The following is a 24,661-nucleotide window of genomic DNA, read 5'->3' on the forward strand; positions in this document are numbered from 1 at the left end:
TCCGTCTAATTTGCGTGAGCGACAACGAAGCCGAGTTCCGGGAGTTCGTCGCCGCGCAGATGGATTCGCTGCGCGGTCTGGCGTTTCTCACCTGCGGCGACTGGCACCTGGCCGAGGACGCGGTTCTCGCCGCCCTGGCCCGGCTCTACGTGAAGTGGGGCCGGATCGACAACCACGACGGGTACGCCCGCACCGCGGTGGTCCGGGCCGCCATCGACGAGACGCGCCGCCCGTGGTGGCGCCGCGAACAGTCGCTCAGCCACGCCATGCCGGAGACGCCGATGGACGATCCGGTCCCGGCCGTCGACGAGCGGCTGCGGTTGCGGCAGGCGCTGCTGCGGGTGCCGGTCAAGCACCGGGCCGTGCTGGTGCTGCGCTTTCTGGAGGGGCTCAGCGTGCCGCAGACCGCGGCGGCGCTGCACTGCCCCGAGGGCACGGTCAAGGCATACACATCGCGGGGCCTCGACGCGCTCCGCAAGATCCTCGGCACCGACCCGGGCATCGACACGGAGGTCCGCTATGAAGCTGTCTGAGCTGCTGGAAAATGCTCCGCCGGCACGTTACGACGTCGAGGACGCGGTGCGGGCCGGAAGGCGCCTGCGGCGGCGCCGGCGGACCGGGGTGGTGATTGCGGCCGTGGTGGCGGTGTCCGCCGCGATCGGGGTGCCGCAACTCACCAGCCGGGCCGCCGGACCGTCGCCGTCGCTGCCGGCCGGGCCGTCGCCGTCGGTCTCGCCGTCCCCGACCGTCGAGGCCGTCCGCGGGCCCGACCTCACCTACGCCCTCCACGGGTTCATCACCGGCCGGCTGCGAGTCGACGATCCCTACCGCTGGACCGTGGCCGGCGAGACCGCGATGATCGAGAAGAAGGGCGGGCAGGCCGACGCCCAGGAGGGCGAGGTCACCCTCTACCGGCCCGGCATCGACCCGCGGAGCACGCTCGCCGGCGCGAAGATCACCGCCACCTCGGCGATCCACGGCCGCTCGGCCTACCGGGTCGACGCCGACGGCGCCCCGATGCTGCTCTGGGAGTACGCGGAGGGTGCGATGGCCCTCGCGACGGTCCGCGCCGACGGCCCCGGCAAATGGGCGCTCACCCCGGCCGAGCTGCGCCAGGTGGCCGAGGCGCTGGAAACCGGCGCCCCGCGGCCGGTCCTGCTCGCCTTCGTGACCTCCTACGTGCCGCCCGACTACCGGATCGTCGAGGTCGCCGGCCGGTTCAGCGCGGGCCAGCTGTCGTCGGTGCAGCTCGTGCCGGCCGACGAGGCCGTCGCCCGGATCGGCCGGCCCGACCCGGACCCGCGCACCCAGAAGGGCAGCCGGGGTCTCATGCTCTGGCTGAGCCCGACGGTGCCCTCCGATCACGGTGCTCCCCGGGCCGGTGTGATCTGCCCGGAACGGGTCGCCATCAAGGGCATCCCGGTCGAGAAGCAGCCGAAGCACTGCTACACCTTCCTGCCCGGCGGGAAGAACGTGCTGGAAGTGTTCGGCACCGACGCGGATGCCGAGAGCGAGCTCCGCAAGATGCTCGACAGCGCGCGGTTCGGCTCGGTGGACCAGCCGTCCACCTGGCTCCCGGCCGGCTCCGGTTTTCCGGCGAGCGCGCAGGTCGGCGGGGAATGAGCGGGCACACTTGAGGCATGCGTGAACCATGGGTCGTCGGTGTCTCGGGAGCCTCCGGGACGCCGTACGCCAAAGCCGTGCTGACCGCCCTGCTCGACGCCGGCGAAGCCATCGACCTGGTCGTCTCGAAAGCGGCCCGGCTGACCCTGCTCGACGAGACCGGCGCGACCGTGCGCGATGCGCACTGGAAGGACGACGTCGCCGGCTGGCTGGGCCGGGACCTGGGCGATCTGAGCTATTGGCCGGCCGGTGACCTGGCCGCCGGGCCGAGCAGCGGCTCCTACCCGGCCAAGGGCATGGTGGTCGTGCCGGCCAGCACGGCCGCCTGCGCCGGCATCGCCATCGGACTGTCCAAGGACCTGCTTCAGCGGGCCGCTGAGGTCAACCTCAAGGAACGCCGCCGTACGGTGGTGGTGCCCCGGGAAACCCCGGTCACCCGCAGCCACCTGGAGCATCTGATAGCCCTGCACGACGCCGGTGCGGTCGTCCTGCCGGCAAGCCCCGGTTTCTATGGCGCCGGGGCGCAGGCGACCGCACAACAGCTGATCGACTTCGTGGCGGGAAAGGTGCTGGACGCCCTCGGCGTACCCAACACGCTGTTGACCCGTTGGAAGGGTGAGCTGAATGCTCAGCGCAATCCGTTGGGCGGACCGTAACCCATGCCAGGGTTGCTCGGACCCGCGTTGCGGGGGCGGTTGGCGGCGTCGTCCTCGCGCATTTCCTCGACCACGCCGTCGCCCTCGAGCAACGCGCGGACCTCGGACTCGCGGAACCGGCGGTGGCCACCCGGAGTGCGGATGCTGCCGATACGCCCGGCGGCGGCCCATCGCGTGACCGTTTTGGGGTCGACGCGGAACAGCGCGGCCACCTCGCCCGGTGTCAGCAGACGATCTCCAGTGTCCACAGCCCCCTCCTCGCGTCGGTCTTGGAGCGGCCGTGATCACGGTGAGTGTCGGCGTGCTCGATCGGGACGTAAAGCCATTAGAGCATTGCCCCGGAACCGAGTCCCTGGAATGCGGAAAAAGCCCTAATTGCGACAGTGATCGTTATCCTGCCGTCGATTCGTCGCTACCGGGCGTGAGTGACTATCTGCCACCCGTTTAGGGTCTGAGCTATGGACTCCATCGACCTACGGCTCATCGACCTGCTACGGGAGAATGCGCGCTCGTCGTACGCCGAGCTGGCCCGCAAGGTCGGGCTGTCCGCCCCGGCCGTGCACGAGCGGGTCGGCAAGCTGGAAGCGGCCGGAACCATCCGCGGCTACCGGGCCGACGTCGACCACGAAGCACTCGGCCTCGGGGTCACCGCGCTGATCGGTATCATCGAGGACTCCGGCGCCGACACCGACGACGTGCTCACCGCGGTGCGGGCCATGCCCGAGGTGGAGAGCTGCTACTTCATGGCCGGCGTCGAGTCCTACCAGCTCACCGTGCGGGTCGGCACGATCGCCGAGCTGGAGCAGCTGATCGTGCGGATCAACCGCACGCCCGGGGTGGCGTCCACCCGCACCGCGATCGCGCTGAGCACGAAGTGGGAGAACCGCCCCCAGCCGGGCATCAGCTCGTGATTTGCTGGGCAAGTCCCGGATAGTCCACTACGAAGCCGTCATCGTCCACGGTGAGGTCCGCGCTGAACGTCTCGCTCGCGTAGCGGATGCGATTGCCGCGCCCGCCGCTCTTGTCTTCGCCGTTCTCGCCGTTCTCGCTCAGTGGCGTGTAGATCTGGTCGGCCTGCACCACCTCCAGGCTCGGCACCAGCACCAGCGCGGCGCTGATCCGGTGCGACACGTTCGGCTCCGCCTTCAGCAGGCCCAGACGGCGGATCGGCAGCGTGTTGGTGAGCGGGGAACCACCGAGATCGACGTCGAAGGCCCCGAACAACCGATCCGGGTCCTCCAGACCGGGCAGGCCGGCCCGAGCGTGGCCGGAAGCCGATAACACCGTGTCAAGGTTGCCCTGTTCGGCGGTCACCGCGCGCCACCGGCCCGCCGCCAGTTCCAGGCGGACATTGCGCGACCAGCCGGCACCCTCGGTGGTGACATCCAGGTGGGCGGACGCCCAACCCGGCTCGGTGCGCAACTCGTAGCGACAGGTATAGGCGATCGGTTTGACGGCCAGGATCGTGCCCCGGGCATAGAGCCCGTTCCGCGCGTCGACGAGGGCGTGCTCGACCCCGGTTGCATCCTTGCGTTCCCAGAAGAGCGAGTCAGGCAGCGGCATGCCTCTACCTCTACCCTGTGCGACCGCTCCACAACAGAGAACCCCGGCACGTTCCCGTGCCGGGGTCCTCGTTTCAGCTGTGGATCAGTAGGTGCGGGCCGGGCGGGCCGTGCCGAAGCGGCCGCCGGTGCCCTCGCGCCGGTCGTTGCGCGGAGCCTCGCGGCGGAACCCGCCGGTGCGCTCCCCGTTACGCGGCTGGAAGGTGCCACGGTCGCCGCGCGGGCGGTCCCCGAACGAACGGTCACCGGTCGGCCGGTCGCCGGTGGCGGGCCGGTCACCGAACGAACGCTCGGGCCGGTCCTGACGCTCCGAGTAGGGGCGCTGCGGCCGGTCACCGAAGGAACCCTGCGGACGGTCACCGAACGAGCGGTCACCACCCGTACGCTCGCCGCGCGGACGGTCACCGTACGACCGCTGGGGGCGGTCACCGTAGGAACGCTGCGGACGGTCGCCGAAACGGCCCCGCGGACGCTCGCCACGCTCACGGCGAGCCTCCGGCTCCTCCGGCACGGGAATGCCGCTGGGCTCACGAGCCCCGGTCACCTCGGCGAGCTTCTCGTCACCCAGGCGGACCCGGACCTCGGCCGGCGCGACGCCGGCCTTGCCCATCATCGCCTGCGTGCTGCGCCGCTGCTTCGGCAGAACCAGCGTCACCACCGCACCCGACTCACCGGCCCGAGCCGTACGGCCCGCGCGGTGCAGGTAGTCCTTCGGGTCCTTCGGCGGGTCGACGTGCACGACCAGCGAGATGCCGTCCACGTGGATGCCACGGGCCGCCACGTCGGTCGCCACCAGAACGTTGGTGCGGCCTTCCTTGAACTCGGCCAGCGTGCGGGTGCGAACCCGCTGCGTCTTGCCGCCGTGCAGCGCACCGGCCCGGACACCGACCATGCGCAGCTGCTCCACCAGCCGGTCGACACCCATCTGGGTGCGGGCGAAGACGATGGTCTTGCCGTTCCGGTTGGCGATCGCCGCGGTGATCGGGAACTTCTCCGCCGGCGGGATCAGCAGCAGGTGGTGATCCATGGTGGACACGCTGGCCTCGGCCGGGTTGGTCGAGTGCGTGACCGGGTCGTGCATGAACCGCTTGACCAGGGTGTCGACGTCGCCGTCGAGAGTGGCCGAGAAGAGCAGGCGCTGAGCGTTCTCCGGGGTCTTGGCCAGCAGCTCGGTGACCTCGGGCAGGAAGCCCATGTCAGCCATCTGGTCGGCCTCGTCCAGGACGGTGACCTCGACGTCGGCCAGGTTGCAGGCGCCGCGCTCGATCAGGTCGCCCAGCCGGCCCGGCGTCGCCACGATGACCTCGACGCCACGCCGCAGCGCGTCCATCTGACGGTCGTAGGGCACGCCGCCGACAGCGGTCTTCAGGAACACACCGACCGAGCGGCCCAGCGGCTGCAGCGCGTCGGCCACCTGCATGGCCAGCTCGCGCGTCGGCACCATGATCAGGGCCTTCGGGTGGTGCGGCTTGGCGCGACCGCCCTGCGCAACCCGGGCGAGCAGCGGAAGGCCGAACGCGAGGGTCTTGCCGGAACCGGTCTGGCCACGGCCGAGCACATCCCGGCCCGCGAGGGCGTCGGGCATGGTCGCGGCCTGGATCTCGAACGGGGTGGTGATGCCCTCACGGCTGAGCACGCGGACGATCTCGGGCGGAACGCCCAGGTCGGCGAACGTCAGGGTGGGGATCGCCTCGGCCGCCGGGGTGATCTCGGCGGACTCTTCGGGGGTGACGGCCTCTTCAGTGGCCGGGACCTCTGCGTCGGCAGGGGCTTCGAAAACGGACGGGAACGTGCTGGGATCAGCGAAAGTGGTCAAGAGAACCTCTCTACGGGGGCGCATGCTCGCGAATGGCCCGCCGCGGCTGCTGTCAGCCTGCCGCTGTAATGCCCGCAAGAACGCCCGTGGCATGCTCGTTTAAGGCACGCCGCTTCAGTAACTGTCATAAGTGTACGGCTCAACGTTTAGCACGCCGACCGCATTCCGCCCCGGCAGTGGGCAGGCTCACCCCCACCGGCGCAACCTCGCAAGGATAGGTGGCCCGAGGCGGTCCGCCAAACTCAGTTGAATAGTCCCTCGATCATGTCGGTGAAAGCGCTGCCCGCCGTGAACAGGAAAACCAGGCTTACGGTCACGAGCAGACCCAGGACCACCAGCATCGCGATGGCTACCTTGAAGTTGCTGCGGCGCCGGTCGACGATCTCGTCATGCCAGCCCTGGGCCAGGATATGCCCGGTCAGCGACCCTGAATTCTCCACCGGATTCATCGACACCGGCATCGTTGTGTCGATTGTCTCGTATCCGCCCGTGCCGTACACGGTCCCGCCCGGACCGGTCACCTGACCGCGCTGCTGCGGAACGGCCGACGTCGCGTTCGGGTCGAACCCGGCGGGGTAGGCGGGTGGGGAACTGATCTGCGCGGTCGGTGTCGCGGACACGCCGAACGGCTGGGTATTCGCGGCCGGACCGGCGACCCCGTACGGGTTGGCCGGGGGCATCGCGGCGGAGGTGCGCGGGCCGGAGCTGGGCGGCACGGTGTAGGTCGGCAGACCGGACGCGGCCGGGATCGTCGGCGGCGGCGGGAAGACCGGCTGCGGCGGCCCGGGGACCGGGCTCGGACCCGGCGGACCGGGCACCGGGCTCGGCGACGGCGGGCCCGGCACCGGGCTCGGTCCAGGGCCGGGCGGCACGGGCGACGGACCTGGACCCGGCGGCGTGGGTGAGGGGCCGGGACCCGGGGGCACCGGGCCGGGCGGCGTGGGGCTCGGCACGGGGCCGGGCGGCGTGGGCGACGGACCCGGGGCCGGGCTCGGCGTCGGGCCGGGGGCCGGGGGCGGGAACGGGCTCGGCTGCGGCGTCGGGAACGGCGTCGGCACCGGGCTCGGGAACGGCTTCTGAGGCTCGAACGGGCCGGGCTCGGTCGGCTTGACCGGCTGAGGCCTCGCCGGCGGGGCCGGGACCGGGCGCGATGGTTCCGGCTTCTCGGGTTCCGGTTTCAGCGGCTCCGGCTCGCCGGGGCCGGGCCTCGGGTCGGTCGGCCTCGGGTCGGCGGGCTGCGGGTCGGCCGGCTTCGGGTCGCCGGGCTCGGGGCGGGCCGGGGTGGGCTCGGCCGGCTTGGGGTCGCTCGGCTTCGGCGACTCTGGCTCGGAGTTCGTCGCCGAACTGCTCTCCGACGGCCTGCTCTCCAGCGGCCTGCTCTCCAGCGGCCTGCTCTCCAGCGGCAGCTTCAGCTCGGTGGCCGGCTTGGCCTCCGCTGCGAGCTTGGCATCCAGCGCGGGTTTGGCTTCCGTCGTGGGCCTGGCTTCCGTCGTGGGCCTGGCTTCCGTTGCGAGCTTGGCTTCGGTCGTGGGCGTGGCTTCCGTTGCGGGCTTGGCTTCCGTCGCCGGGCGGGCCGACACCGTGGCGGTGCCGATCGAGGTCGAGGAGACCGCGGGCTTCGGGGGTTCCTCGGAATCGGTGGGACGGCCGCCGTAGACCTTGGCCTGGCCGCTCGGCCACGTCGCGGCGCGCACCGCGGCCGGGTCGGGGTTGATCGAGCCGGGCACCGAGGCACGGGCCGCGCCCGCGCCGGGCTGAGCGGAAAGCTGTCGGGACGAGCCGTCGACCCGCTCGGGCACCAGATTGCCGCCGCCCGAGCTGACCGGGCGCGCGGAGCCGGTGACCCGGCCCGGCGTCGTGCTCGCGGGCGCCGCGCTCGATGGTCCTGCGCCGGCCGGTGCCGCTGCACTCCCTGCGGGGGCCGCGCTGCTCGCTGCCGGCTTGGCGGAAACCGGGACGGAGGCGCTCACCGAGCCGATCGGGCGACCCACCGTCGCGCGGCCGCTCGCGGCCCCGCTGACGGGCGCGCTACCCGGCCGCTCGCCGGCGGCCGAAGGAGGCGCGGCCGGTGAAGTCGCGGCCAGCGGGTTCCCGGCCGAAGACGGCGTGGCCGAGGACGGTGTGGCCGAGGACGGTGTGGCCGAGGACGGTGTGGCCGAGGACGGTGTGGCCGAGGACGGTGTGGCCGAGGACGGCGTGGCCGAGGACGGCGTGGCCGAGGACGGCGTGGCCGAGGACGGCGTGGCCGAGGACGGCGTGGCCGAGGACGGCGCGAACGGTGAAGCGGACGCGGGCGCCGACGGGGCCCACAAGGCACCGGGGGCGGGCGGCGGGGGCGGAGAATACGCCTCCTGGTCGCCACCGGCCGTCGGCTTGGTGCCGTCGGCGTCCGGTGTCGCCTGCCGCTCTTCCATGAACCCTCCCGACCGCGTACCGACGGTTCGGACGTCGGGCGCTGTGCCCCCTACCGTGCCATATCCGCGCCCGTGAACACACCCGGCACCGACCGGCCCACTCGTGCGGCCGGTCGGTTACCACCGGAAAAGGCGATCTTTACCGCCTGGTGGCCGATGCTCAGTTGGCGGACGCGGACGACGAGGTCGTCGCCGACTGGGCGGCGCTGGACGACTGGGACGTCTGCTCCGTCGCGTTCGCCGAACTCGTGCTGGTCGCCGGCTTGCTCGTCTCCTCGCTGCCGCCGGTCGCCGGCGCCGAGGTGGTGGCCGGAGCGGTGGTCGGTTCCGGCGCCGTGGAGGTCGTCGGCGAGGTGGACGTGGTCGGCGGCGTAGACGGGGTCGTCGGCGACGTAGACGGGGTGGTCGGCGGCGTGGACGGCGTCGTCGGCGGAGTCGACGGGGTGGTCGGCTTGGTCGGCGGGGTCGTCGTCGGCGGCTTGGACGTCGGGTTCGTGGGCGGCTTGCTCGTCGTGGGCGACGTCGTCGGGGTGGTCGTGGTCGGGTCGGCCGGTTCCGGGTCGGGCGAGCCGAGCACCGGACCCTCGGTGGTGCCCTCGACCGAGCCGAAGATCCGGGTGGCCTGGAAGAGCCGCGACCAGCGGACGGGGGTGAGGCGCACGTTGAGACCGGTGCGCGGCGCCTCGACCATCATGCCGTTACCCGCGTACATCGCGACGTGGTGGATGCCGCGCCAGCTGTTCGAGTAGCTGAAGAAGAGCAGGTCACCGGGGAGCAGCGAGTAGCGGTCGACGACCTTGTTGCGGGTCTGCCAGTACTGGTCGCGGGAGACCCGGGTCAGCGGGAAGCCGACCGAGTGGTACGCCGCGTACATCAGGCCGGAGCAGTCGTACTGGTCCGGGCCCTCCTCGGACCACACGTACGGGTCGCCGCGCTGGGCCAGCGCGAACTCCAGCGCCTGGATCGCCCGGGGGTCGGAGCCCCGGCCCGCCTCGGCGCCAGCCAGATATTGCGCACCGAGCGCGCTGTCGGTGACCGTCTCGCTGGTCTCGGCCGCGCTCAGCTCGACGGCGTTGGCGAGCTCGAGTTTCTGCTGCGCCGCCTGCTTCTTGCTGAGCTGGGTGTTGAGCTTGGTGTACTGCCCGATCAGGTCTTTCCAGTGCTCCTTGGCCAGAGTCTGCTGGTCGAGGGTGAGCTGGACGGCCGTCTCGGCGGAGCTGATCTGGCGAGCCGTGGCCTGCTCGGTGGAGGCATCGCCGCGCTGCAGGCGGGCCAGGTCGTCGAGGCCGGCCAGGCCGGGTTCGAACGCGCCGGGCGGCAGACCGGCCGCCTCGATCATCGACTGGGCGGCCGCGCTGGCGGCGGCGGTGCGCGCGTCCTGCAGGGTGTCGGCAGCCTCGGCATACCGCTGCTCGGTCGCTTTGTACTGCGTCTCGGCGAGATCGCGGTCCTGGCCGAGCTGGATCAGATCGTCGCCGATGGTGGCGATCTCGGCGCGGCCCTTTTCGATCTTCTGCAGGACCGGGCTGGTCGCGGAGCCGGTGAGCGTGGGCGTCACGACCGGCGTGGTGGTCGCGGTCTGGCCGGGCAGCACCAGGGTGCCGAGCGCCATCGGCCGGGAGCCGACGTCGGGCACCGCGGGAGCGGCGGGCACCTGCGGCACGGTCGGCGCGGCGAGGGCGGGCACCGGGTTGAACAGGGCGGCGATGGCGGCGGTGGCGGCAGCAGAGAGCATCACGGGGCGCCACCAAGGGCGCGCCGTGCGTATCCGCCGGTCTCCGTGACGTCCAGTAGCCATGTGCTCCCCGTCCGCGACGATCGCTCGCCGCTTTTCGTCCCTCTAAAGGCTTACCTCATTGCTCCTACGGCTGTCGATTGATCACAGATGAAAGAAGGCTGGGAATCCGAACAACGACACCGTGAGCTGGACCGCCCGCCAACCCTGCGGTCGCGTTCTTGTCGGGGGTGGGACGTAGGCTCAACGACGAGTTAAGGGAAGGGGCACAGATGGATGCCGGACAGAAACGCGAGCTAGAGGCCAAGGTCTACGCAGGTGAGAGGCTGACTCGCGAGGACGGCATCGCGCTCTACGAGTCGGACGATCTCGCCTGGCTGGGCCGGCTGGCCCACCACAAGCGCACCGAGATGAACGGTGATCGGGTGATGTTCAACGTCAACCGGCACCTGAACCTCACCAACGTCTGCTCGGCAAGCTGCGCTTATTGTTCCTTTCAGCGCAAACCCGGCGAAAAGGATGCGTACACGATGCGCATCGACGAGGCCGTGCGCAAGGCCAAGGAGATGGAAGACGAGCAGCTCACCGAGCTGCACATCGTCAACGGCCTGCACCCCACCCTGCCCTGGCGCTATTACCCCAAGGTGCTGCGCGAGCTGAAGGCCGCGCTGCCCAACGTCAAGCTCAAGTGCTTCACCGCCACCGAGGTCCAGTGGTTCGAGAAGATCAGCGGCCTGCCCGCCTCGGAGATCCTCGACGAGCTGATGGACGCCGGCCTCGAGTCGCTGACCGGCGGCGGCGCCGAGATCTTCGACTGGGAGGTCCGGCAGCACATCGTCGACCACAACTGCCACTGGGAAGACTGGTCGCGCATCCACCGGCTGGCCCACGAAAAAGGCATGAAGACCCCCGCCACCATGCTGTACGGGCATATCGAGGAGCCGCGGCACCGGGTCGACCACGTGATGCGCCTGCGCGAGCTGCAGGACGAGACCGGTGGCTTCGCCGTCTTCATCCCGCTGCGCTACCAGCACGACTTCGTCGACTCGCAGGACGGCAAGGTGCGTAACCGCATCCAGGAGCGCACCAGGATGGCCGCTCCCGCCGAGTCGCTCAAGACGTTCGCGGTGTCCCGGCTGATGTTCGACAACGTGCCGCACCTGAAGAACTTCTGGGTCATGCACGGTCTGTCGGTCGCCCAGCTCTCGCTGAACTTCGGCGCCGACGACCTGGACGGCTCGGTGGTCGAATACAAGATCACCCACGACGCCGACTCGTACGGCACGCCCAACACCATGCACCGCGACGACCTGCTCGACCTCATCTGGGACGCCGGTTTCCAGCCGGTCGAGCGCAACACCCGCTACGAGGTGGTCCGGGAGTACGACCCGGCCCCATCGCTGGCCTCGCGCCGCAGCGAGCCGGCCACGGTCTGGGCGTAAATGGACATCTCGGTACGGCGTACCCTCATGGGGTCATGACCGAGACCAAGAGTGAGCGGCGCCCGCGCCGCGACCCCAACGGGCGCCTGGCCACCATCGGCGACCTGGTGGGCACCGCGCTGGCCGGGCTGGTCATCGGCGCTGTCCTGCTGCTGGCGTTCGAGGCGATCCTGTCGCTGACCCGGGTGTCCGAGTTCGGCGGCACGAGCGGCTGGCTGGCGCTGATCCTGCCGCTGTGGCTGTTCACCGAGGAGTTCCGGGCGGCCCGCGACAGCGGTCCGTACCGCTTCGTGGTGGCCGTGCTGGGCGCGGGTTTCGGCCTGGCCGTCGGCATGAGCCTGGTCGGCGTCGCCGCGCCGGTCTTCCCCGCCCTGGTCAGCGGCCTGGCCGGGGCCGGCGGCCTCACGGTGGTCTATTGCGTGGTCTGGTTCTACGGCCTCCGGTGGCTGAGCCACCGAGCGGGTTAGGAAGAAGAGAGAGATGAGTCCCGCCGTCAAGTACACGCTGGGCCGCCTGGGCCTGTTCGTGCTGATCCTCGTGCTGCTCCTGCCGCTCCCGCTGAACATCCTGGTCAAGGCGATGCTCGCGCTGCTCGTCTCGGCGATCCTCTCTTACTTCCTGCTGTCCGACTGGCGCAACCAGATGGGCGAGCAGTTGGCCGGCGCGGCGTCCCGCCGCACCGAGGAGAAGGAGCGCCTGCGAGCCGCCCTGGCCGGCGACGAGCAGGCCGCAGCCGCCGGCGACCGCCTGACCCTCCAGGACACCCCCGACGCCGAACCGGCCGCCGCCGACGAGAAGAAGTAGGCGTGGGATAGCGTGCGGGGGACCGCGTCTCAGCGAAGCCGGTGGGAAACCGGCGCTGTCCCGCAACTGTGATGCCTTTGGATTTTCCAGGTCTAGCCAGGTCGCCTGGACGCCGGTCGCGAAGTAGCGCTCTCGGGGAGGGGCGCCTCGCGGACGGGCCGGGGTCACCGGGTTCTGTCGGCGAAGCACCACCGGATGCCCGGCCGACTGGAGGACCTGATGAAACGTGTGCTTGTCGCGGCTGCGACGGCTGCTGCCCTGCTGCTCGCCGGGGGGTGCGGGGGCGGCGACGGCGAGACCACCACCACCTCGGCGCCGAGTGCGGGGGCGTCCTATCCGGTCTCGGTCGGTGCGGTGACTCTCGATCGCCGACCCGAGCGGATCGTGTCGCTCACCCCGACCGCCACCGAGACGTTGTTCGCGATCGGGGCCGGGAAGCAGGTGGTGGCGGTCGACGACCAGTCGAATTATCCGGCCGACGCACCCAAGACCAGCCTGTCCGGGTTCAAGCCGAGCGCCGAGGCGATCGCCGCCGAGAACCCCGACCTGGTGGTGCTCTCCAACGACACCGACAAGATCGTCTCGCAGCTCGGGAAGCTGAAGATCCCGGTGTTCCTCACCCCGGCGGCGGCCGGCCTGGACGACGCGTACGGCGAGATCGGGCAGCTCGGCCTGCTCACCGGGCACGTGACCGAGGCCGAGGCGCTGCACCAGCGGATGAGCACCCAGATCGACAAGATCATGCAGGGGGTGCCGGCCCGGTCCACCGCGCTGAGCTACTACTACGAGCTCGACCCGACGCTCTACTCGGTGACCTCGAAGACGTTCGTCGGCTCGATCTTCGCGAAGTTCGGGATGACCAATGTGGCCGACGCCGCCGACCCAGACGGCGCCAAGGGCGGTTACCCGCAGTTGTCGCAGGAGGCGCTGATCACGGCGAATCCGGACACGATCTTCCTGGCTGACAGTAAGTGCTGCCAGCAGAGCGCACAGACGGTAGCGGCGCGCACCGGCTGGAAGACGATCACGGCGGTCAAGGCCGGCCAGATCTACCCGCTCGACGACGACATCGCGTCGCGCTGGGGTCCCCGTACCGTTGATCTCGTACAGGCTGTGGCCGATGCGGTGGCCAAGGTCCCGGCGTGACCCTGGACCGGGTCCGGCCGGCCGGTCTGCGGCCGGTCTGGCTGGTCGCGGGCCTTCTTGCCGTGCTGGTCGCGCTGGTCGCGGGCCTCGCCTTCGGCTCGGTCGCGCTCCCGCCGGCCGGGGTCGCGGCCGAACTGCTCAACCTCATTCCCGGCGTACGCCTCCATAGCGGACTCACCGAGCGGGAAATCGCGATCGTCACCGAGCTGCGGTTGCCGCGTGTGCTTCTCGGCTTGCTGGTGGGCGGGATGCTGGCCCTGGCCGGTGCCGCCTACCAGGGTGTCTTCCGCAACCCGCTGGCCGATCCGCACCTGCTCGGGGTGGCCGCGGGGGCCGGCCTCGGGGTGACCGTGGTGATCGCCTTCCGGGCGGGCACCGGTGACGCCACCTCGAACCTGCCGGTGGGGGTGCCGGTCGCGGCCTTCGCGGGCGCGCTCATCGCGGTCGCGCTGACCTGGCTGCTCGGTGCGGCCGGTGGCCGGGACCGCTCGCCGGCCACGCTGATCCTGGCCGGGGTGGCGGTCTCGTCGTTCCTGGCCGCCGCCCAGACCTACGTCATGCAGCGGCACGTCGACACCCTGCGCGAGGTCTACTCGTGGCTGCTGGGCCGGCTGGCCACCGCGGGCTGGCACGACGTGTTGATGATCCTGCCGTACGCGGCGGTGACCGGCGCGATCGTGCTGTCCCAGCGCCGCGAACTGGACGTTCTCACGGTCGGTGACGAGGAGGCGAGCAGCCTCGGCCTGCACCCGCAGCGCAGCCGTTACCTGCTGATTGTGGCGGCGTCGCTGGGCACCGCGGCGGCGGTGTCGGTCTCCGGGCTGATCGGTTTCGTCGGCATCATCGTGCCGCACACGATGCGGCTGCTGGCGGGGCCGAGCTACCGCTCGATCCTGCCGCTGTCGGTGCTGTTCGGCGGCGCGTTTCTGGCTCTGGCCGACCTGCTGGCCCGCACCGCGGGCGGCGCCGCCGAGATCCCGATCGGCGTGGTGACGGCGTTCTTCGGCGCCCCGTTCTTCATCGTCGTCCTGCGGACGACCCGGACGGCCGCCCCATGACGGCCGGGGCGGTTGTCGTTCGAGGGCTTCGGGTTCGGCTGGAACGGGCGCTCATCGTCGACGGGATCGACCTGGACGTCGCCGTCGGGGAGTGGGTGACGGTCATCGGGCCGAACGGGGCCGGGAAGTCGACGGCGCTGCGGGCCATCGGTGGGCTGCTGCCGTTCGAGGGGAGCGTCGAGCTCGGCGGGAGTCCGGTCGACCGGTTGACCCGGCGGGAGCGGGCCAAGACGATCGCCACGGTGGCTCAGTCGCCGGTGGTTCCGCCGGCCATGCGGGTCTTCGACTACGTGCTGCTCGGGCGTACGCCCTATGTGCCGCCTCTCGGGCGGGAGTCGGCCGCCGACCTCGCGGCCGTCGGCGAGGTCCTCGGCGAGTTGGACCTGGCGCGGTTCGCCGGGCGGCGGCTGGACACGCTGAGCGGGGGCGAGCGGCAGCGGGTCTTTCTCGCCCGGGCGCTGGTGCAGGGGGCCCGCATCCTGCTGCTGGACGAGCCGACCAGCGCGCTCGACATCGGGCATCAGCAGGAGGTGCTCGAACTGGTCGACCGGCTGCGGGCCGAGCGGGAGCTCACCGTCCTGACGACCATGCACGACCTGACCACCGCGGGCGAGTACGCCGACCGCATGGTGCTGCTGTCGGCGGGCCGGGTGGTGGCGTCCGGCCCACCGGCGACGGTGCTGACCGAGAAGAACCTGGCCGAGCACTACCGGGTGCGGGTGCGGGTCATCGAGGGTGAGCACGGCCCGCTGGTGGTCCCGGTCCGCGGCTGATCTCACCCCTGGGAGGCCAGGACCGCGAACATCCCGCCCTGCGGGTCCTCGAGCACGGCGTACCGGCCGATCTGCAGGTTCGTCGGTGGCTGCAGCACCTGGCCGCCCAGCGACCGCACGTGCATCGCCGTCCGGTCGCAGTCCTGCACCGCGAAATAGACCATCCAGTGGGCCGGCATGTCGACCGGCCAGTCGGCGGCCGCCATCGGCTGGATCCCGCAGATCGGCGTCTCGTCCAGCTTTGCCACCAGGTAGGGCTGGTTGCCCATCGTGCTGTGCCGGAACTGCCAGTCGAACACCGAGCCGTAGAACACCCGTGATCCGTCCAGGTCGCGGGTGTTCAGTTCGTTCCAGGTCAGCGAGCCGGGCACGTCGAAGATGGCGGCACCGCGCATGGTGCCGGCCTGCCAGACGCTGAACGGCGCCCCGGACGGGTCGAGGAAGGCGGCCATCCGGCCCTGATCGAGCACGTCGAACGGGGCGACCAGCACTTTCCCGCCGGCCGCCGCCACCCGGTCGGCGATCGCGTCGGCGTCGGTGGTGGCGATGTAGGTGCTCCAGGCCGTGGGCTGGCCCTCGCCGTACAGGGGTCCGGCCCCGGCTACCGGGCGGCCGTTGAGCAGGAAGGTGGTGTATCCGCCGAACTCCTCGCCGGCCACGTCGGCGGTCCAGCCGAAGAGTCCGGAGTAGAAGCGCTTCGCATCCTCGAGATCGGCGGTCCCCAGATCAACCCACGTGGGAAAGCCAGGCGTAGATGCGGTGGTCATCCACGGATCGTCGCATTGTGAATCTTTGATCGGTCTTAAGTGTCGATGTTCTAGCTGAACCGCCGACCCTCGTCCCGCCGATAGGCCCACAAAGCCACCCCAGCCAGGGCAATCGTCCATGTGAGCAGCGACACAACGGCGGTCGGACTAAACGGATATTCGCCCACGGCCGCCCACATGAGACGCACCGAGCCGCCGGTCGGCAGGTAGGGCGCGACGGTGTCGACGAAGCCGGGCGCCCAGCCGGGGGCGGTCATCAGGCCACCGCCGAAGGCGAGCGGCAGGAACAGCACCTGCGCCACCACCACTGCGGCCTTGGGCGGCAGCGAGTAGCCGATCGCCAGGCCCATCAGGATGAACGGGATCGCGATCAACGCCGTGGTCAGGATGGCGAGCAGGAACCGGAACGGGCTGAGCGTCGCCGCGGTCAGGAACGCCGAGATCAGCACGACCGGGAGCAGGGCCACCGCCATGAGGGCCAGACCGGCCAGGAGGCGGCCGGCGAAGCGGGGGAGCGCGCCCGCGGCGAGGGTTCGCACGTACGGATCCCAGGGCTGCACGCGATCGTCGGCGACTCCCACCCCGTACTGGAAAAGGTTGGTGCTCATCACCGCGAAGGTCAGCATCGACGCGGTGGCGTAGGTGGCGAAATGCGGGTCGTCACCGGCGTAGGGGACCACGAAGGCCAGCATCGACGCCGCCGGCCAGATCGCGCTGCCGATGATCGCGATGGGGGTGCGGGACGTCTCGATCAGTTGGAAGCGGGCGTGGGTGAGGATCAGGCCGGACACGGTTCCTCCAAAAGGCGCAGGAACGCCTCTTCCAGCGAGGCGGGGCGGATTTCCAAGTCGGTGAAGGTCACGCCGGCCGTGACCAGGTCGCGGACCAGCTGGTCCGCGTCGGGGCTGAGCAGGTGCCAGCGGTCACCCTCGCGGTCGGTCGCGGTCACCCCATCAAGAGCCGGCAGCGGTACGGCTGAGGTCAGGCTGACCCGGCGCACGGCGACCAGACCGCGTACGGCGTCGACGGTGTCGTCGACCAGCACCCGGCCACCCCCGATCACCACCGCGCGCCGGGCCAGAGCCTCGATCTCCTCGAGGTAGTGGCTGGTCAGCACGATCGTGCCGCCCTCGGCGTGGAACTGGCGGATGCCGTCCCAGAGGGCTCGCCGGGCCTCCACGTCGAGCCCGGTGGTCGGCTCGTCCAGAAACACGATCTTCGGCCGGCCGGCGAACGCCAGCGCCACGGCGACCCGGCGCTTCTGCCCGCCGGACAGGCCACCGGTCTGCCGGCGTACGAGATCGGAAATCCCGAAGCGCGAGAGAAGCTCGGCGCGCGGCAGCGGGTCGGGGTAGTGCGCCCGGACGAAGTCGACGACCTCGCCGACGCGCAGCGTGCCGGGCAGCCCGGTCTCCTGTGGAGTGACCCCGAGATGCCGCCGGCTCTCCGGCCGGCGCGGGTCGGCACCGAGCAGCTCGACCTGCCCGGAGCTGGGCTTCCGAACACCGGTCAGCAGGCTGATCAGGGTCGACTTGCCGGCGCCGTTGGGGCCGAGCAGGCCGACGATCTCGCCGGCCGCGATGTCGAGGGAGACGTGGTCGAGGGCGACGGTGTCGCCGTAGTGGCGGCTGACGTCGACGGCGCGGGCGAGGATCATGACTGCGCTCCCGGGTCGAGAAGGGCCCGCAGGGCTGCCGTGTATTCCTCGAAGGCGAGCCGGCCGCGGCGGGTGAGACGGATGAGCGTGGCCGGTGTGCGGCCCTGATGGGTCTTGGTGACCTCGACATAGCCGGCGTCCTCGAGCTTGCGCAGGTGCACCGAGAGATTGCCGGCGGTCATCCCCAGCGACTCCTGCAGGCGAGGAAAGGTGATCTTGTCAGCCTCGCGCAGGGCGGACAGTGCGGACACCACCCGCAGCCGGGCTTGGGCGTGGATGACCGGGTCGAGCTCGGGGGCGTCGGTCACCGCAGCCGCCGCCAGCCCAGGAAACCGGCCACGATCATGCCGGCCCCACCGGCGATGGCGACGATCAGCGAGTGCCAGCCGGGACCGGCCACGATGCCAACGATGTTGATCACACTGGTCCAGGCGCCCAGCACGAACAGCTGACGGTCCTGCCAGATCGCGCTGCCGGCCATGTGCAGTGCACCGGTGAGCGCGACCATGCCGCCCGCCCACAGCAGACCGGCCTGCTGATCGGGCAGGTCGTTGGCCAGCCGGGCGTAGAGCACCGAGAAGCCGAAGAAGGCGATCGACCAGGTCAGGCCGTAGGCCAGGCCGGCCTGGGAGGTCGGGCCGCTGGTGCGCCGCACCGACCGGCTGCCGGCGAAACCGGTGACCAGACCGGCCGCGATGAACAGCAACATCAGCACGGTGAGCGGCAGCCAGTCGGGCAGGTTGACGTAGACCTTGCCGTCAGGGCCGTAGCGCAGGAAGAGCAGGGTGAAGCCGATCAGCCAGGCGAAGCCCCACGGCCAATACATCAACCGGGGGTCGGGGGCGATGTGGCGGACGAGATTGGCGCGCTCACGCTCGATCAGCGCGAGCGGATCGGCGGGTGCTTGGTCATCCTCGGGGTCCATGCAAAGAACTTTACAGCACAAAGTCAAAGAGCTTTGTGCCATAAAGTAGACTCGGCGTTGTGGATCTTCGAGTTGCCTCTTCCGACGAACTCGACACGGTGCTCGCCTTCTGGGCCGTCGCCGCCGAGAACGACCATCGGCCGGCCGACTCCCGAGCCGCGATCGCCGCCCTGCACCTGCGCGATCCCGGCGCGCTCATCCTCGCGGTCGACGGTGACGAGATCATCGGCACGGTGATCGCCGGGTGGGACGGCTGGCGCTGCCACGTCTACCGCCTCGCGGTCGCGCCCTCCCGCCGGCGGCAGGGGATCGGCCGCGCGCTCATCGAGGCGGCCGAGGAACGCTTCCGGGCGCTCGGTGGCACCCGCGCCGACGCGATGGTGCTCGACGACAACCCGGGTGCGCACGGTGCGTGGGCCGCCGGCGGCTATCGCCGCCAGGCGGAATGGTCGCGGTGGGTCAAGCCGCTGTGAGCGCTTCGGGCAACGGCTTCCGGTGTACGACGGACAGCCGTGACACCGCGCGGGTCAGCACCACGTAGAGCCGGTTGAGTCCACGGGCCTCGGCCGCCACGATGTCCGCCGGTTCGTGGACGACGACATGGTCGTACTCCAAGCCCTTGGCCACCGTCGCCGGCACCACTGTGACCCGCGCCTCGGAGTCGACGTCGTCCGGCGTCGCGTTCTCGATCCCGGCCGCCGTCAGATGCGCGCGCAGCCGGGCCACCGCGGTGTCCGCCGCGATCACCGCGACCGAACCCTCGTGCTCGAGCGCCGCGGTCACCTCGACCAGCGTCGCCGCGTCCAGGTCGTCGGCCGCCACGATGGACAGATCGCCGTCCCGGCGCAGCGACACCGCCGCCGGCACGGACACGTCGAGGGCGCCCAGCAGCCGGTTGGCCAGCTCGACCACCACCGCCGGCACCCGGAACCCGATGGTCAGCGGCACCACCGCGGCGTCCGGCTTGCCGAGGTGCGCGAGGGTGTCCCGCCAGTCCGCGGCCGCCCACGGAGCCGTCCCCTGAGCCAGGTCGCCGAGCAGCGTGATCGAGCCGTGCTCGCTGCGCCGGGCGATCGCCCGGGCCTGCATCGGCGAGAGGTCCTGCGCCTCGTCCACCACCACGTGCCCGAAGCTGGTCTCCCGCTCCAGCAGGCCGGCCGCCTCGTCGATCAGCACCAGGTCGGCCGCGCTGAACTTCGCCGACTTGACGGTCTTCGGCGCCCTGGTCCAGCGGATCGCCTCCTGCTCCTCGGCGGTGAGCAGGTCGTCGGTGGGGTCGAGGAGCACCTCCACGACCAGCGACTCGGGCGTCACGGCCGGCCAGGCCCGGTCCAGGAACTCCTTCACCGGCGCGATCCTGGCCATCTTGCGCAGCCACGTCTCGTTGGGTGAGTTGCCGGTGCGGTACTCCGACTGCCGCTGGAGGAGGCCCACCACCCGGGCCTGCACGCGCTCGCGCCCCAGTTGGTAGGGCAGTCCCTCGCGGCGGGCCTCGTCGACGATCCGGCGCAGCGGTTCGGCGTCGATCCGCCAGCGGTAGGACCCGTCCGACACCATGATCGGCTCGGTCGGCTTCCCGATCCGCCGCCACAGGGCTTTGCGGAGCACCTCTGCCATGCGTACGTCGTGCTTGATGTTCGTGGCTTTGTCGGTGTCTGTTGCTTTCACCGGTGTTCTTCCCACCAGATCGTCCACAGTGGCCTGCTTGACCTCGACCTCACCGAGCGCCGGCAGCACCGCCGAGATGTAGGAGAGGAAAGCCGCGTTCGGGCCGACGATCAGCACGCCCGAGCGTTTCAGCCGTTCCCGGTGCAGATAGAGCAGGAAGGCGGCCCGGTGCAGGCCGACCGCGGTCTTACCGGTGCCCGGCGCGCCCTGCACGCAGATCGAGTCGGCCAGATCGGCCCGGACCAGCTCGTCCTGCTCGGGCTGGATGGTCGCCACGATGTCGCGCATCGGCCCGACGCGCGGCCGCTCGATCTCCGCGGTCAGGATGCGGCTGGACGTGCCCAGTTCCTCGCCGCGATCGAGATGCTCGTCCTCGAAGCTGGTCAGCTCGCCCTTCACGAACCCGAACCGGCGCCGGGTCGACACCCCCTGCGGGTCGCGCACGCTGGCCCGATAGAACGACCGGGACAGCGGCGCCCGCCAGTCCAGCACCATCGGCTCGCCGGAGTCGTCGGTCACGTGCCGGCGCCCGACGTGATAGGCCGACTCCTCGATGTCGAGCCGCCCGAAGAACAGCGGGGTAGTCGGGTCGTCGGCCAGCTCCAGGACCCGGCGGGCCATGTGCCGGCCGAGCTGCTCGGCGGTGTAGGCGTCACCGGCGACCTTGTCACCGGTGGAGAAGAGAGCCTCGGCGCGCCCCCGCATGCGAGCCAGCGCGGCGCGCGAATCGCGCAGGTGGTTTCGTTCGGCGGCGAGTTCGGTGTCCAGATCGAAGACAGGCAAGAGTCATCCTCAACACAGGCTTTGCGGGCTGCTCGCGTATCCGAGACCGGCCACCGGCACTCGGCGCGGAGGACGTCCGCTGCGGTGCATGCTCACCACGGCCGTCAAGCGGCCCTCCACGTTACGCCGAGGTCACAGCTTGTCCACCGAATTTCCAAGTGGCTTAGCCGCGGAGCGGGCCGTTCGTGCGTGGCTGAAGAATGGGTGGCATGGCGGAGCGTGGGGTGCGGGTCAGTGATCCGCGGGTGATGCGGGCGCTTTCTCATCCGGCTCGGATCGAGATCGTCGAGTACTTGAACGACTCCGGGGCGTCGGTCACCGCCACCGAGTGCGCGAGCATGGTGGGGCTCTCCCCGAGCGCCACCAGCTACCACCTGCGTGAGCTGGCCAAATACGGCCTTGTCGAGCAGGCGCCGAGCCGTGGGGACGGGCGGGAGCGCCGCTGGCGAAGCGTTGCCGCCGGCCTGCGGATCGACCCGGACATGGACGAGCCGGCCGCCAACGCCGCGGCGCGGGCGCTGGTCGAGCTCTATCTCCACCGTGATCTGGAGCGGGCGCGGGACTGGTTTTCCCGGATGGAGCGGGAGCCGGAGGAGTGGAAACAGGTCGGAACGCTCCGCGGCAGTCGGCTGCTGATCACCCCCGGCGAGCTGACGGAGCTGATCGAGAAGATCACCGAGCTGGTCGATCCGTACCAGATCCGCGAGCGGCAGGAGTCCGCGCCGGAGGGCGCGCGGCGGGTGGCATTCAACGTGGCGGCGTTCCCGGAGGCCGAAAAGGCATAGACCGAGGCTTGCGCCGACCAGATGTGAAGGAATACTTTCGAAGTATGTCCTTCACATCTGATGAGTCGCGCTGGGCTGACGTCTATCTGGTCTCCGGGGCCCGGGCCGTCTCGGTGTGCGGCGACTTCCTCGCGGCCACCACGCTGGCCCTCGTTCTGCAGCAGCGTGGGCACGGCGGCCTGGCCGTCTCCGGGCTGCTGGTGGCGGCGAGCCTGCCGCTGGCCCTGCTCGCCCCGATCGGCGGGCGCATCGCCGACCGGGCCGACAGCCGCACCGTCCTGATCGTGGCCGGCTTCGTGCAGTCGCTGATCTGCGTCGCACTGGCCTTCGTGCACCATCCGGTCGCGATCATCGGGCTGGTCGCGCTGCTCGCCGCCGGCCTCGCCGTCACCCAGCCGACCCTCGCCGCGCTCATCCCGCGCATGGTCCGCCCGGACGACCTGGCCAAGGCGAGCGGCCTCAACCAGACCGCCGGCGTGATCGGCATGCTGATCGCCCCGGCGCTGGCCGGCATCCTGGTCGGCCAGACCGGCTCCCGGACGCCGCTGCTGATCGACGCGGCGAGCTACCTGGCCCTGATCGTGGCCGGCCTGGTCATCAAGACCCGCCGCCACCAGGCCGGTCCGGCGAAGACCGAAAAATCCGCTTTCAAGGTACGGGACGACCGCGCGCTCGCCGTCATGATCGGAGCGATGGCCGCGGTCATGGTCGGGGTGAGCGCGATCAACGTGGTCGAGGTCTTCTTCATCCGCGAAACCCTGCACGCCTCCACCACCATGTTCGGCCTGGTGACCGCGGCCTGGCCGGCCGGCATGCTGCTCGGCAGCGTGCTCTTCGGCCGGATGCCGCGGGCCCGCATCACCGTCCCGGCCCTGATTCTGATCACGGGCGGCTCCTGCGTTCCGCTGCTCGCGGGCGCCCTGGTCACCGGGGCCACTGCACTGATCCCGCTGTGGCTGATCGGCGGCGTCTTCAACGCCGGCATCAACGTCTTCGTCATGGTCATCGTCGCCGGCCGTGTTCCCGCGGCGGCACATGGCCGCGCCTTCGCCGCGGTGACCTCGGCCATCCAGACGTCCGGCCTGATCGGCCTGGTGGCGGCCGGCCCGCTGGTCGAGCACTTCGACCCCCGATGGCTGGTCGCCGCGTCCGGAGCCCTGGGGCTCGCGGCGTCCCTGCTCGGCTTGCCACTGGTCCGCCGAGAGTCCGCCAGATCACCGCAGTCTCTTGGCGGCGACGCGCAAGAGCCGGCGACGGCGATCACGCCCGCGGCGACGACAATGCCCGCGTCCGCGACAGTGCCCGCATCCGCGGCGACGGCGAAGTGAGCGGCCCGGCCCCTAAGCGCTGCCCGGCGTTTGCGGCGGCGGTGCGATGTGGGCCACCCGGCACCCCCACCCACCGGCGGATCGCAACCGGTGGGGGATAGCGTCGAGTTCATGAGTGACAGCGCCGGTCGACCCCGGGTAGGGCACATCCAGTTCCTCAACTGCCTGCCGATCTACTGGGGGCTGATGCGCTCCGGTGCTCTGCTCGACGTCGACCTGCGTAAGGACACCCCCGACCGGCTCAGCCACGAGCTGGTCACCGGCGACCTCGACATCGGGCCGATCACCCTGGTCGAATACCTGCGCCACGCCGACGACCTGCTCCTGCTGCCCAACCTCGCGGTCGGCAGCGACGGCCCGGTCCTCTCGGTCAACCTGATCTCGACCCGACCGCTCAACGAGCTCGACGGCCGCCCGGTCGCCCTGGGTTCGACCTCACGCACCGGGGTCCTGCTGGCGCAGATGCTGCTGGCCGAGCGCTACCAGGCCGAGCCCGAATACTTCCGCTGCCCGCCCGAACTTACCCAGATGCTGATGGAGGCGGACGCCGGCGTGCTGATCGGCGACCCCGCCCTGCGGGCGATGTACGAGGCTCCCCGCCTGGGCCTGACGGTCACCGACCTGGGCCAGGCCTGGCGCGACTGGACCGGCCTGCCGATGGTCTTCGCCGTCTGGGCGGTCCGCAAGGACTACGCGGCCGCGAACCCCGGCGCGGTCAAGGACGTGCACGAGGCTTTCCAACGCTCCCGCGATCTCTGCCTGGGCGAACTCGACGAGGTAGCCGCCGCAGCCGCACGCTGGGAACCCTTCGACGCAGAGACCCTGGCCACCTACTTCCGGGCCCTCGACTTCTCGTTGGGCGAACGCCAGATCGCCGGCCTGCGCGAGTTCGCCCGCCGAGCCGCCGCCCGAGGCGAAGTGCCACCCTTGCCGGTAGATGGCCCGATTTTCGCCGAAGTCTGAGCCCAAACCCCAAAATCAAACCGCGAATAGTACGGCGTTCACCGTTACGCCCAATCAGGACAGTCCCGCAAAGCTCGGGCCGATCCACGGGCTGCGCCACCGCCCCCGATCAATGCGACAAGGCGCCTCGCGGCTTGGCACCGTCGATAAAGCGGTCATCCGCCTTGGCCTGCGACGGAATCTCGAACACCGGTTGATCCAACCCCTCATCCACGCCCACAGCCACCGACTCATCCACGCCCACAGCCACCGACTCATCCACGCCCACAGCCACCGACTCAACCTCTCCCACGGCCGCGACCTCGGCCGCTGACCCCGACTCAACCTCTCCCACGGCCGCGACCTCGGCCGCCGACCCCGCCGCGACCACAACCTCGGCGTCCGGTAACGGCCCAGCCTCGTCGCGGGCCTGAGCCTGCGGGCCGCCCTGAGCGTGTGGGTCGGCCTGAGCCTGCGGGCCGCCCTGAGGGTGCGGGTCGGTCTGAGCGTGTGGGCCGCCCTGAGGATGTGGGTCGCCCTGAGTTTGTGGGCCGGGCTGCGGCACGGCTTCAGCCTGCGATGGGGGACCGGTACCGGCCAACGGCGTGGATGCAGTCTGCGACTGGGCCACTGCTCCGCTGTGGGGCCCGGCTTCGGCCTGCGCCTTGGCTTCGGCCTGCGCCTTGGCTTCGGCCTGCGGCGCGGCGCCAGCCTGCGGCTGTGTCTCCGCTCCGACCTGCGCCTGCGGCATCGCCTCGGCCTGCGCCTGCGGCACGG

General features: G+C 70.8%; 26 protein-coding genes, 1 pseudogene and 1 riboswitch. Of the genes and pseudogenes, 14 read left to right on the top strand and 13 right to left on the bottom strand.

Annotated elements, in window-relative coordinates; translation table 11 throughout:
- Nucleotides 1-14 precede the first annotated feature (14 nt).
- From Ato02nite_RS23605 to Ato02nite_RS23615, 3 genes are read left to right on the top strand one after another with little or no spacing between them, the layout of a single operon-like run.
- Nucleotides 15-533 (top strand): SigE family RNA polymerase sigma factor, encoded by a 519-nt coding sequence (locus Ato02nite_RS23605; protein WP_213008776.1) that lies wholly within the window; start codon nucleotides 15-17, stop codon nucleotides 531-533.
- On the top strand, nucleotides 520-1,623 hold the full coding sequence (locus Ato02nite_RS23610) for a hypothetical protein (RefSeq protein WP_213008777.1): 1,104 nt from the start codon (nucleotides 520-522) through the stop codon (nucleotides 1,621-1,623). The genes Ato02nite_RS23605 and Ato02nite_RS23610 overlap by 14 nt, the downstream gene beginning before the upstream one ends.
- 17 nt (nucleotides 1,624-1,640) lie before the next feature.
- Complete coding sequence (locus tag Ato02nite_RS23615; RefSeq protein WP_213008778.1) at nucleotides 1,641-2,279, top strand: UbiX family flavin prenyltransferase; 639 nt, start codon at nucleotides 1,641-1,643, stop codon at nucleotides 2,277-2,279.
- Here Ato02nite_RS23615 and Ato02nite_RS23620 read toward each other — a convergent pair.
- Nucleotides 2,252-2,527, bottom strand: coding sequence for a BldC family transcriptional regulator (locus tag Ato02nite_RS23620; protein WP_026206443.1), 276 nt, complete (start codon nucleotides 2,525-2,527; stop codon nucleotides 2,252-2,254). The two genes, Ato02nite_RS23615 and Ato02nite_RS23620, sit on opposite strands and share 28 nt — an antisense overlap.
- A 210-nt stretch (nucleotides 2,528-2,737) precedes the next feature.
- Between Ato02nite_RS23620 and Ato02nite_RS23625 the strand changes: the two genes are divergently transcribed.
- Nucleotides 2,738-3,190: an Lrp/AsnC family transcriptional regulator gene (locus Ato02nite_RS23625; protein ID WP_213008779.1), complete on the top strand. Its 453-nt coding sequence runs from the start codon at nucleotides 2,738-2,740 to the stop codon at nucleotides 3,188-3,190.
- Here the strand turns inward: Ato02nite_RS23625 and Ato02nite_RS23630 are convergent.
- The 5 genes from Ato02nite_RS23630 to Ato02nite_RS23650 all read right to left on the bottom strand — a co-directional run bounded on the left by Ato02nite_RS23630 (nucleotide 3,180) and on the right by Ato02nite_RS23650 (nucleotide 9,806).
- Nucleotides 3,180-3,842 (bottom strand): putative glycolipid-binding domain-containing protein, encoded by a 663-nt coding sequence (locus Ato02nite_RS23630; protein WP_213008780.1) that lies wholly within the window; start codon nucleotides 3,840-3,842, stop codon nucleotides 3,180-3,182. The genes Ato02nite_RS23625 and Ato02nite_RS23630 overlap by 11 nt on opposite strands.
- An 84-nt stretch (nucleotides 3,843-3,926) precedes the next feature.
- Nucleotides 3,927-5,657, bottom strand: a complete 1,731-nt coding sequence (locus Ato02nite_RS23635) for a DEAD/DEAH box helicase (RefSeq protein WP_246607340.1) — start codon at nucleotides 5,655-5,657, stop codon at nucleotides 3,927-3,929.
- Nucleotides 5,658-5,899: 242 nt separating this feature from the next.
- Complete coding sequence (locus Ato02nite_RS23640) at nucleotides 5,900-7,627, bottom strand: hypothetical protein (protein ID WP_213008782.1); 1,728 nt, start codon at nucleotides 7,625-7,627, stop codon at nucleotides 5,900-5,902.
- Nucleotides 7,628-7,685: 58 nt separating this feature from the next.
- Entirely contained in the window at nucleotides 7,686-7,967 is a 282-nt protein-coding gene (locus tag Ato02nite_RS23645) for a hypothetical protein (protein ID WP_213008783.1), read from the bottom strand.
- A 264-nt stretch (nucleotides 7,968-8,231) separates the two neighbouring features.
- Nucleotides 8,232-9,806: a C40 family peptidase gene (locus Ato02nite_RS23650; protein WP_246607342.1), complete on the bottom strand. Its 1,575-nt coding sequence runs from the start codon at nucleotides 9,804-9,806 to the stop codon at nucleotides 8,232-8,234.
- 272 nt (nucleotides 9,807-10,078) lie between these two features.
- Here Ato02nite_RS23650 and mqnE point away from each other — a divergent pair, with 272 nt between their 5' ends.
- The 6 genes from mqnE to Ato02nite_RS23680 all read left to right on the top strand — a co-directional run bounded on the left by mqnE (nucleotide 10,079) and on the right by Ato02nite_RS23680 (nucleotide 15,029).
- Nucleotides 10,079-11,248 (top strand): aminofutalosine synthase MqnE, encoded by a 1,170-nt coding sequence (gene mqnE / locus Ato02nite_RS23655; protein ID WP_213008785.1) that lies wholly within the window; start codon nucleotides 10,079-10,081, stop codon nucleotides 11,246-11,248.
- 35 nt (nucleotides 11,249-11,283) lie between these two features.
- Nucleotides 11,284-11,715, top strand: a complete 432-nt coding sequence (locus Ato02nite_RS23660; RefSeq protein WP_213008786.1) for a hypothetical protein — start codon at nucleotides 11,284-11,286, stop codon at nucleotides 11,713-11,715.
- 13 nt (nucleotides 11,716-11,728) lie between these two features.
- The gene (locus Ato02nite_RS23665; protein WP_213008787.1) at nucleotides 11,729-12,052 is read left to right on the top strand and encodes a DUF4229 domain-containing protein; all 324 of its coding nucleotides are present in this window, start codon (nucleotides 11,729-11,731) and stop codon (nucleotides 12,050-12,052) included.
- 37 nt (nucleotides 12,053-12,089) lie between these two features.
- A riboswitch (cobalamin riboswitch) is annotated at nucleotides 12,090-12,153 on the top strand.
- A 118-nt stretch (nucleotides 12,154-12,271) separates the two neighbouring features.
- Nucleotides 12,272-13,198 (top strand): ABC transporter substrate-binding protein, encoded by a 927-nt coding sequence (locus Ato02nite_RS23670; protein ID WP_246607341.1) that lies wholly within the window; start codon nucleotides 12,272-12,274, stop codon nucleotides 13,196-13,198.
- Nucleotides 13,195-14,256, top strand: a complete 1,062-nt coding sequence (locus tag Ato02nite_RS23675) for a FecCD family ABC transporter permease (RefSeq protein ID WP_213008789.1) — start codon at nucleotides 13,195-13,197, stop codon at nucleotides 14,254-14,256. The genes Ato02nite_RS23670 and Ato02nite_RS23675 overlap by 4 nt, the downstream gene beginning before the upstream one ends.
- Entirely contained in the window at nucleotides 14,253-15,029 is a 777-nt protein-coding gene (locus Ato02nite_RS23680) for an ABC transporter ATP-binding protein (protein WP_213008790.1), read from the top strand. The genes Ato02nite_RS23675 and Ato02nite_RS23680 overlap by 4 nt, the downstream gene beginning before the upstream one ends.
- Before the next feature lie 2 nt (nucleotides 15,030-15,031).
- On the opposite strand, the gene Ato02nite_RS23685 is transcribed toward Ato02nite_RS23680, so the two are convergent.
- From Ato02nite_RS23685 to Ato02nite_RS23705, 5 genes are read right to left on the bottom strand one after another with little or no spacing between them, the layout of a single operon-like run.
- Complete coding sequence (locus Ato02nite_RS23685) at nucleotides 15,032-15,796, bottom strand: VOC family protein (RefSeq protein ID WP_213008791.1); 765 nt, start codon at nucleotides 15,794-15,796, stop codon at nucleotides 15,032-15,034.
- Nucleotides 15,797-15,846: 50 nt separating this feature from the next.
- On the bottom strand, nucleotides 15,847-16,587 hold the full coding sequence (locus tag Ato02nite_RS23690; protein WP_213008792.1) for an ABC transporter permease: 741 nt from the start codon (nucleotides 16,585-16,587) through the stop codon (nucleotides 15,847-15,849).
- A complete protein-coding gene (locus tag Ato02nite_RS23695; protein WP_213008793.1) occupies nucleotides 16,575-17,453 on the bottom strand; it encodes an ABC transporter ATP-binding protein in 879 nt (292 codons plus the stop codon). Before Ato02nite_RS23695 ends, Ato02nite_RS23690 begins: the two co-directional genes overlap by 13 nt.
- Nucleotides 17,450-17,761 (bottom strand): winged helix-turn-helix domain-containing protein, encoded by a 312-nt coding sequence (locus tag Ato02nite_RS23700; protein WP_213008794.1) that lies wholly within the window; start codon nucleotides 17,759-17,761, stop codon nucleotides 17,450-17,452. The genes Ato02nite_RS23695 and Ato02nite_RS23700 overlap by 4 nt, the downstream gene beginning before the upstream one ends.
- The gene (locus Ato02nite_RS23705; RefSeq protein ID WP_213008795.1) at nucleotides 17,758-18,378 is read right to left on the bottom strand and encodes a transporter; all 621 of its coding nucleotides are present in this window, start codon (nucleotides 18,376-18,378) and stop codon (nucleotides 17,758-17,760) included. Before Ato02nite_RS23705 ends, Ato02nite_RS23700 begins: the two co-directional genes overlap by 4 nt.
- 59 nt (nucleotides 18,379-18,437) lie before the next feature.
- Here Ato02nite_RS23705 and Ato02nite_RS23710 point away from each other — a divergent pair, with 59 nt between their 5' ends.
- Complete coding sequence (locus tag Ato02nite_RS23710) at nucleotides 18,438-18,851, top strand: GNAT family N-acetyltransferase (protein ID WP_213008796.1); 414 nt, start codon at nucleotides 18,438-18,440, stop codon at nucleotides 18,849-18,851.
- Here the strand turns inward: Ato02nite_RS23710 and Ato02nite_RS23715 are convergent.
- Nucleotides 18,838-20,829, bottom strand: coding sequence for a HelD family protein (locus Ato02nite_RS23715; protein WP_213008797.1), 1,992 nt, complete (start codon nucleotides 20,827-20,829; stop codon nucleotides 18,838-18,840). The two genes, Ato02nite_RS23710 and Ato02nite_RS23715, sit on opposite strands and share 14 nt — an antisense overlap.
- A gap of 209 nt (nucleotides 20,830-21,038) precedes the next feature.
- Here Ato02nite_RS23715 and Ato02nite_RS23720 point away from each other — a divergent pair, with 209 nt between their 5' ends.
- The 3 genes from Ato02nite_RS23720 to Ato02nite_RS23730 all read left to right on the top strand — a co-directional run bounded on the left by Ato02nite_RS23720 (nucleotide 21,039) and on the right by Ato02nite_RS23730 (nucleotide 23,905).
- Nucleotides 21,039-21,614 (top strand): ArsR/SmtB family transcription factor, encoded by a 576-nt coding sequence (locus Ato02nite_RS23720; RefSeq protein WP_213008798.1) that lies wholly within the window; start codon nucleotides 21,039-21,041, stop codon nucleotides 21,612-21,614.
- A 44-nt stretch (nucleotides 21,615-21,658) separates the two neighbouring features.
- On the top strand, nucleotides 21,659-22,942 hold the full coding sequence (locus Ato02nite_RS23725; RefSeq protein ID WP_213008799.1) for an MFS transporter: 1,284 nt from the start codon (nucleotides 21,659-21,661) through the stop codon (nucleotides 22,940-22,942).
- 111 nt (nucleotides 22,943-23,053) lie between these two features.
- On the top strand, nucleotides 23,054-23,905 hold the full coding sequence (locus Ato02nite_RS23730; protein WP_213008800.1) for a menaquinone biosynthetic enzyme MqnA/MqnD family protein: 852 nt from the start codon (nucleotides 23,054-23,056) through the stop codon (nucleotides 23,903-23,905).
- 109 nt (nucleotides 23,906-24,014) lie between these two features.
- Here Ato02nite_RS23730 and Ato02nite_RS23735 read toward each other — a convergent pair.
- Nucleotides 24,015-24,661, bottom strand: a pseudogene (locus Ato02nite_RS23735) (hypothetical protein); the annotation flags it as partial.

This window comes from Paractinoplanes toevensis (assembly GCF_018332695.1).
Classification (GTDB): Bacteria; Actinomycetota; Actinomycetes; order Mycobacteriales; family Micromonosporaceae; genus Actinoplanes; species Actinoplanes toevensis.

Excerpts from the sequence above, each read along its gene's own strand:
- Ato02nite_RS23610 (WP_213008777.1), top strand. The coding sequence starts at position 520 with ATGAAGCTGTCTGAGCTGCTGGAAAATGCTCCGCCGGCACGTTACGAC.
- Ato02nite_RS23615 (WP_213008778.1), top strand. The coding sequence starts at position 1,641 with ATGCGTGAACCATGGGTCGTCGGTGTCTCGGGAGCCTCCGGGACGCCG.
- Ato02nite_RS23625 (WP_213008779.1), top strand. The coding sequence starts at position 2,738 with ATGGACTCCATCGACCTACGGCTCATCGACCTGCTACGGGAGAATGCG.
- Ato02nite_RS23630 (WP_213008780.1), bottom strand. The coding sequence starts at position 3,842 with ATGCCGCTGCCTGACTCGCTCTTCTGGGAACGCAAGGATGCAACCGGG.
- Ato02nite_RS23650 (WP_246607342.1), bottom strand. The coding sequence starts at position 9,806 with ATGCTCTCTGCTGCCGCCACCGCCGCCATCGCCGCCCTGTTCAACCCG.
- mqnE (WP_213008785.1), top strand. The coding sequence starts at position 10,079 with ATGGATGCCGGACAGAAACGCGAGCTAGAGGCCAAGGTCTACGCAGGT.
- Ato02nite_RS23660 (WP_213008786.1), top strand. The coding sequence starts at position 11,284 with ATGACCGAGACCAAGAGTGAGCGGCGCCCGCGCCGCGACCCCAACGGG.
- Ato02nite_RS23665 (WP_213008787.1), top strand. The coding sequence starts at position 11,729 with ATGAGTCCCGCCGTCAAGTACACGCTGGGCCGCCTGGGCCTGTTCGTG.
- Ato02nite_RS23670 (WP_246607341.1), top strand. The coding sequence starts at position 12,272 with ATGAAACGTGTGCTTGTCGCGGCTGCGACGGCTGCTGCCCTGCTGCTC.
- Ato02nite_RS23680 (WP_213008790.1), top strand. The coding sequence starts at position 14,253 with ATGACGGCCGGGGCGGTTGTCGTTCGAGGGCTTCGGGTTCGGCTGGAA.
- Ato02nite_RS23685 (WP_213008791.1), bottom strand. The coding sequence starts at position 15,796 with ATGACCACCGCATCTACGCCTGGCTTTCCCACGTGGGTTGATCTGGGG.
- Ato02nite_RS23695 (WP_213008793.1), bottom strand. The coding sequence starts at position 17,453 with ATGATCCTCGCCCGCGCCGTCGACGTCAGCCGCCACTACGGCGACACC.
- Ato02nite_RS23705 (WP_213008795.1), bottom strand. The coding sequence starts at position 18,378 with ATGGACCCCGAGGATGACCAAGCACCCGCCGATCCGCTCGCGCTGATC.
- Ato02nite_RS23720 (WP_213008798.1), top strand. The coding sequence starts at position 21,039 with ATGGCGGAGCGTGGGGTGCGGGTCAGTGATCCGCGGGTGATGCGGGCG.
- Ato02nite_RS23725 (WP_213008799.1), top strand. The coding sequence starts at position 21,659 with ATGTCCTTCACATCTGATGAGTCGCGCTGGGCTGACGTCTATCTGGTC.
- Ato02nite_RS23730 (WP_213008800.1), top strand. The coding sequence starts at position 23,054 with ATGAGTGACAGCGCCGGTCGACCCCGGGTAGGGCACATCCAGTTCCTC.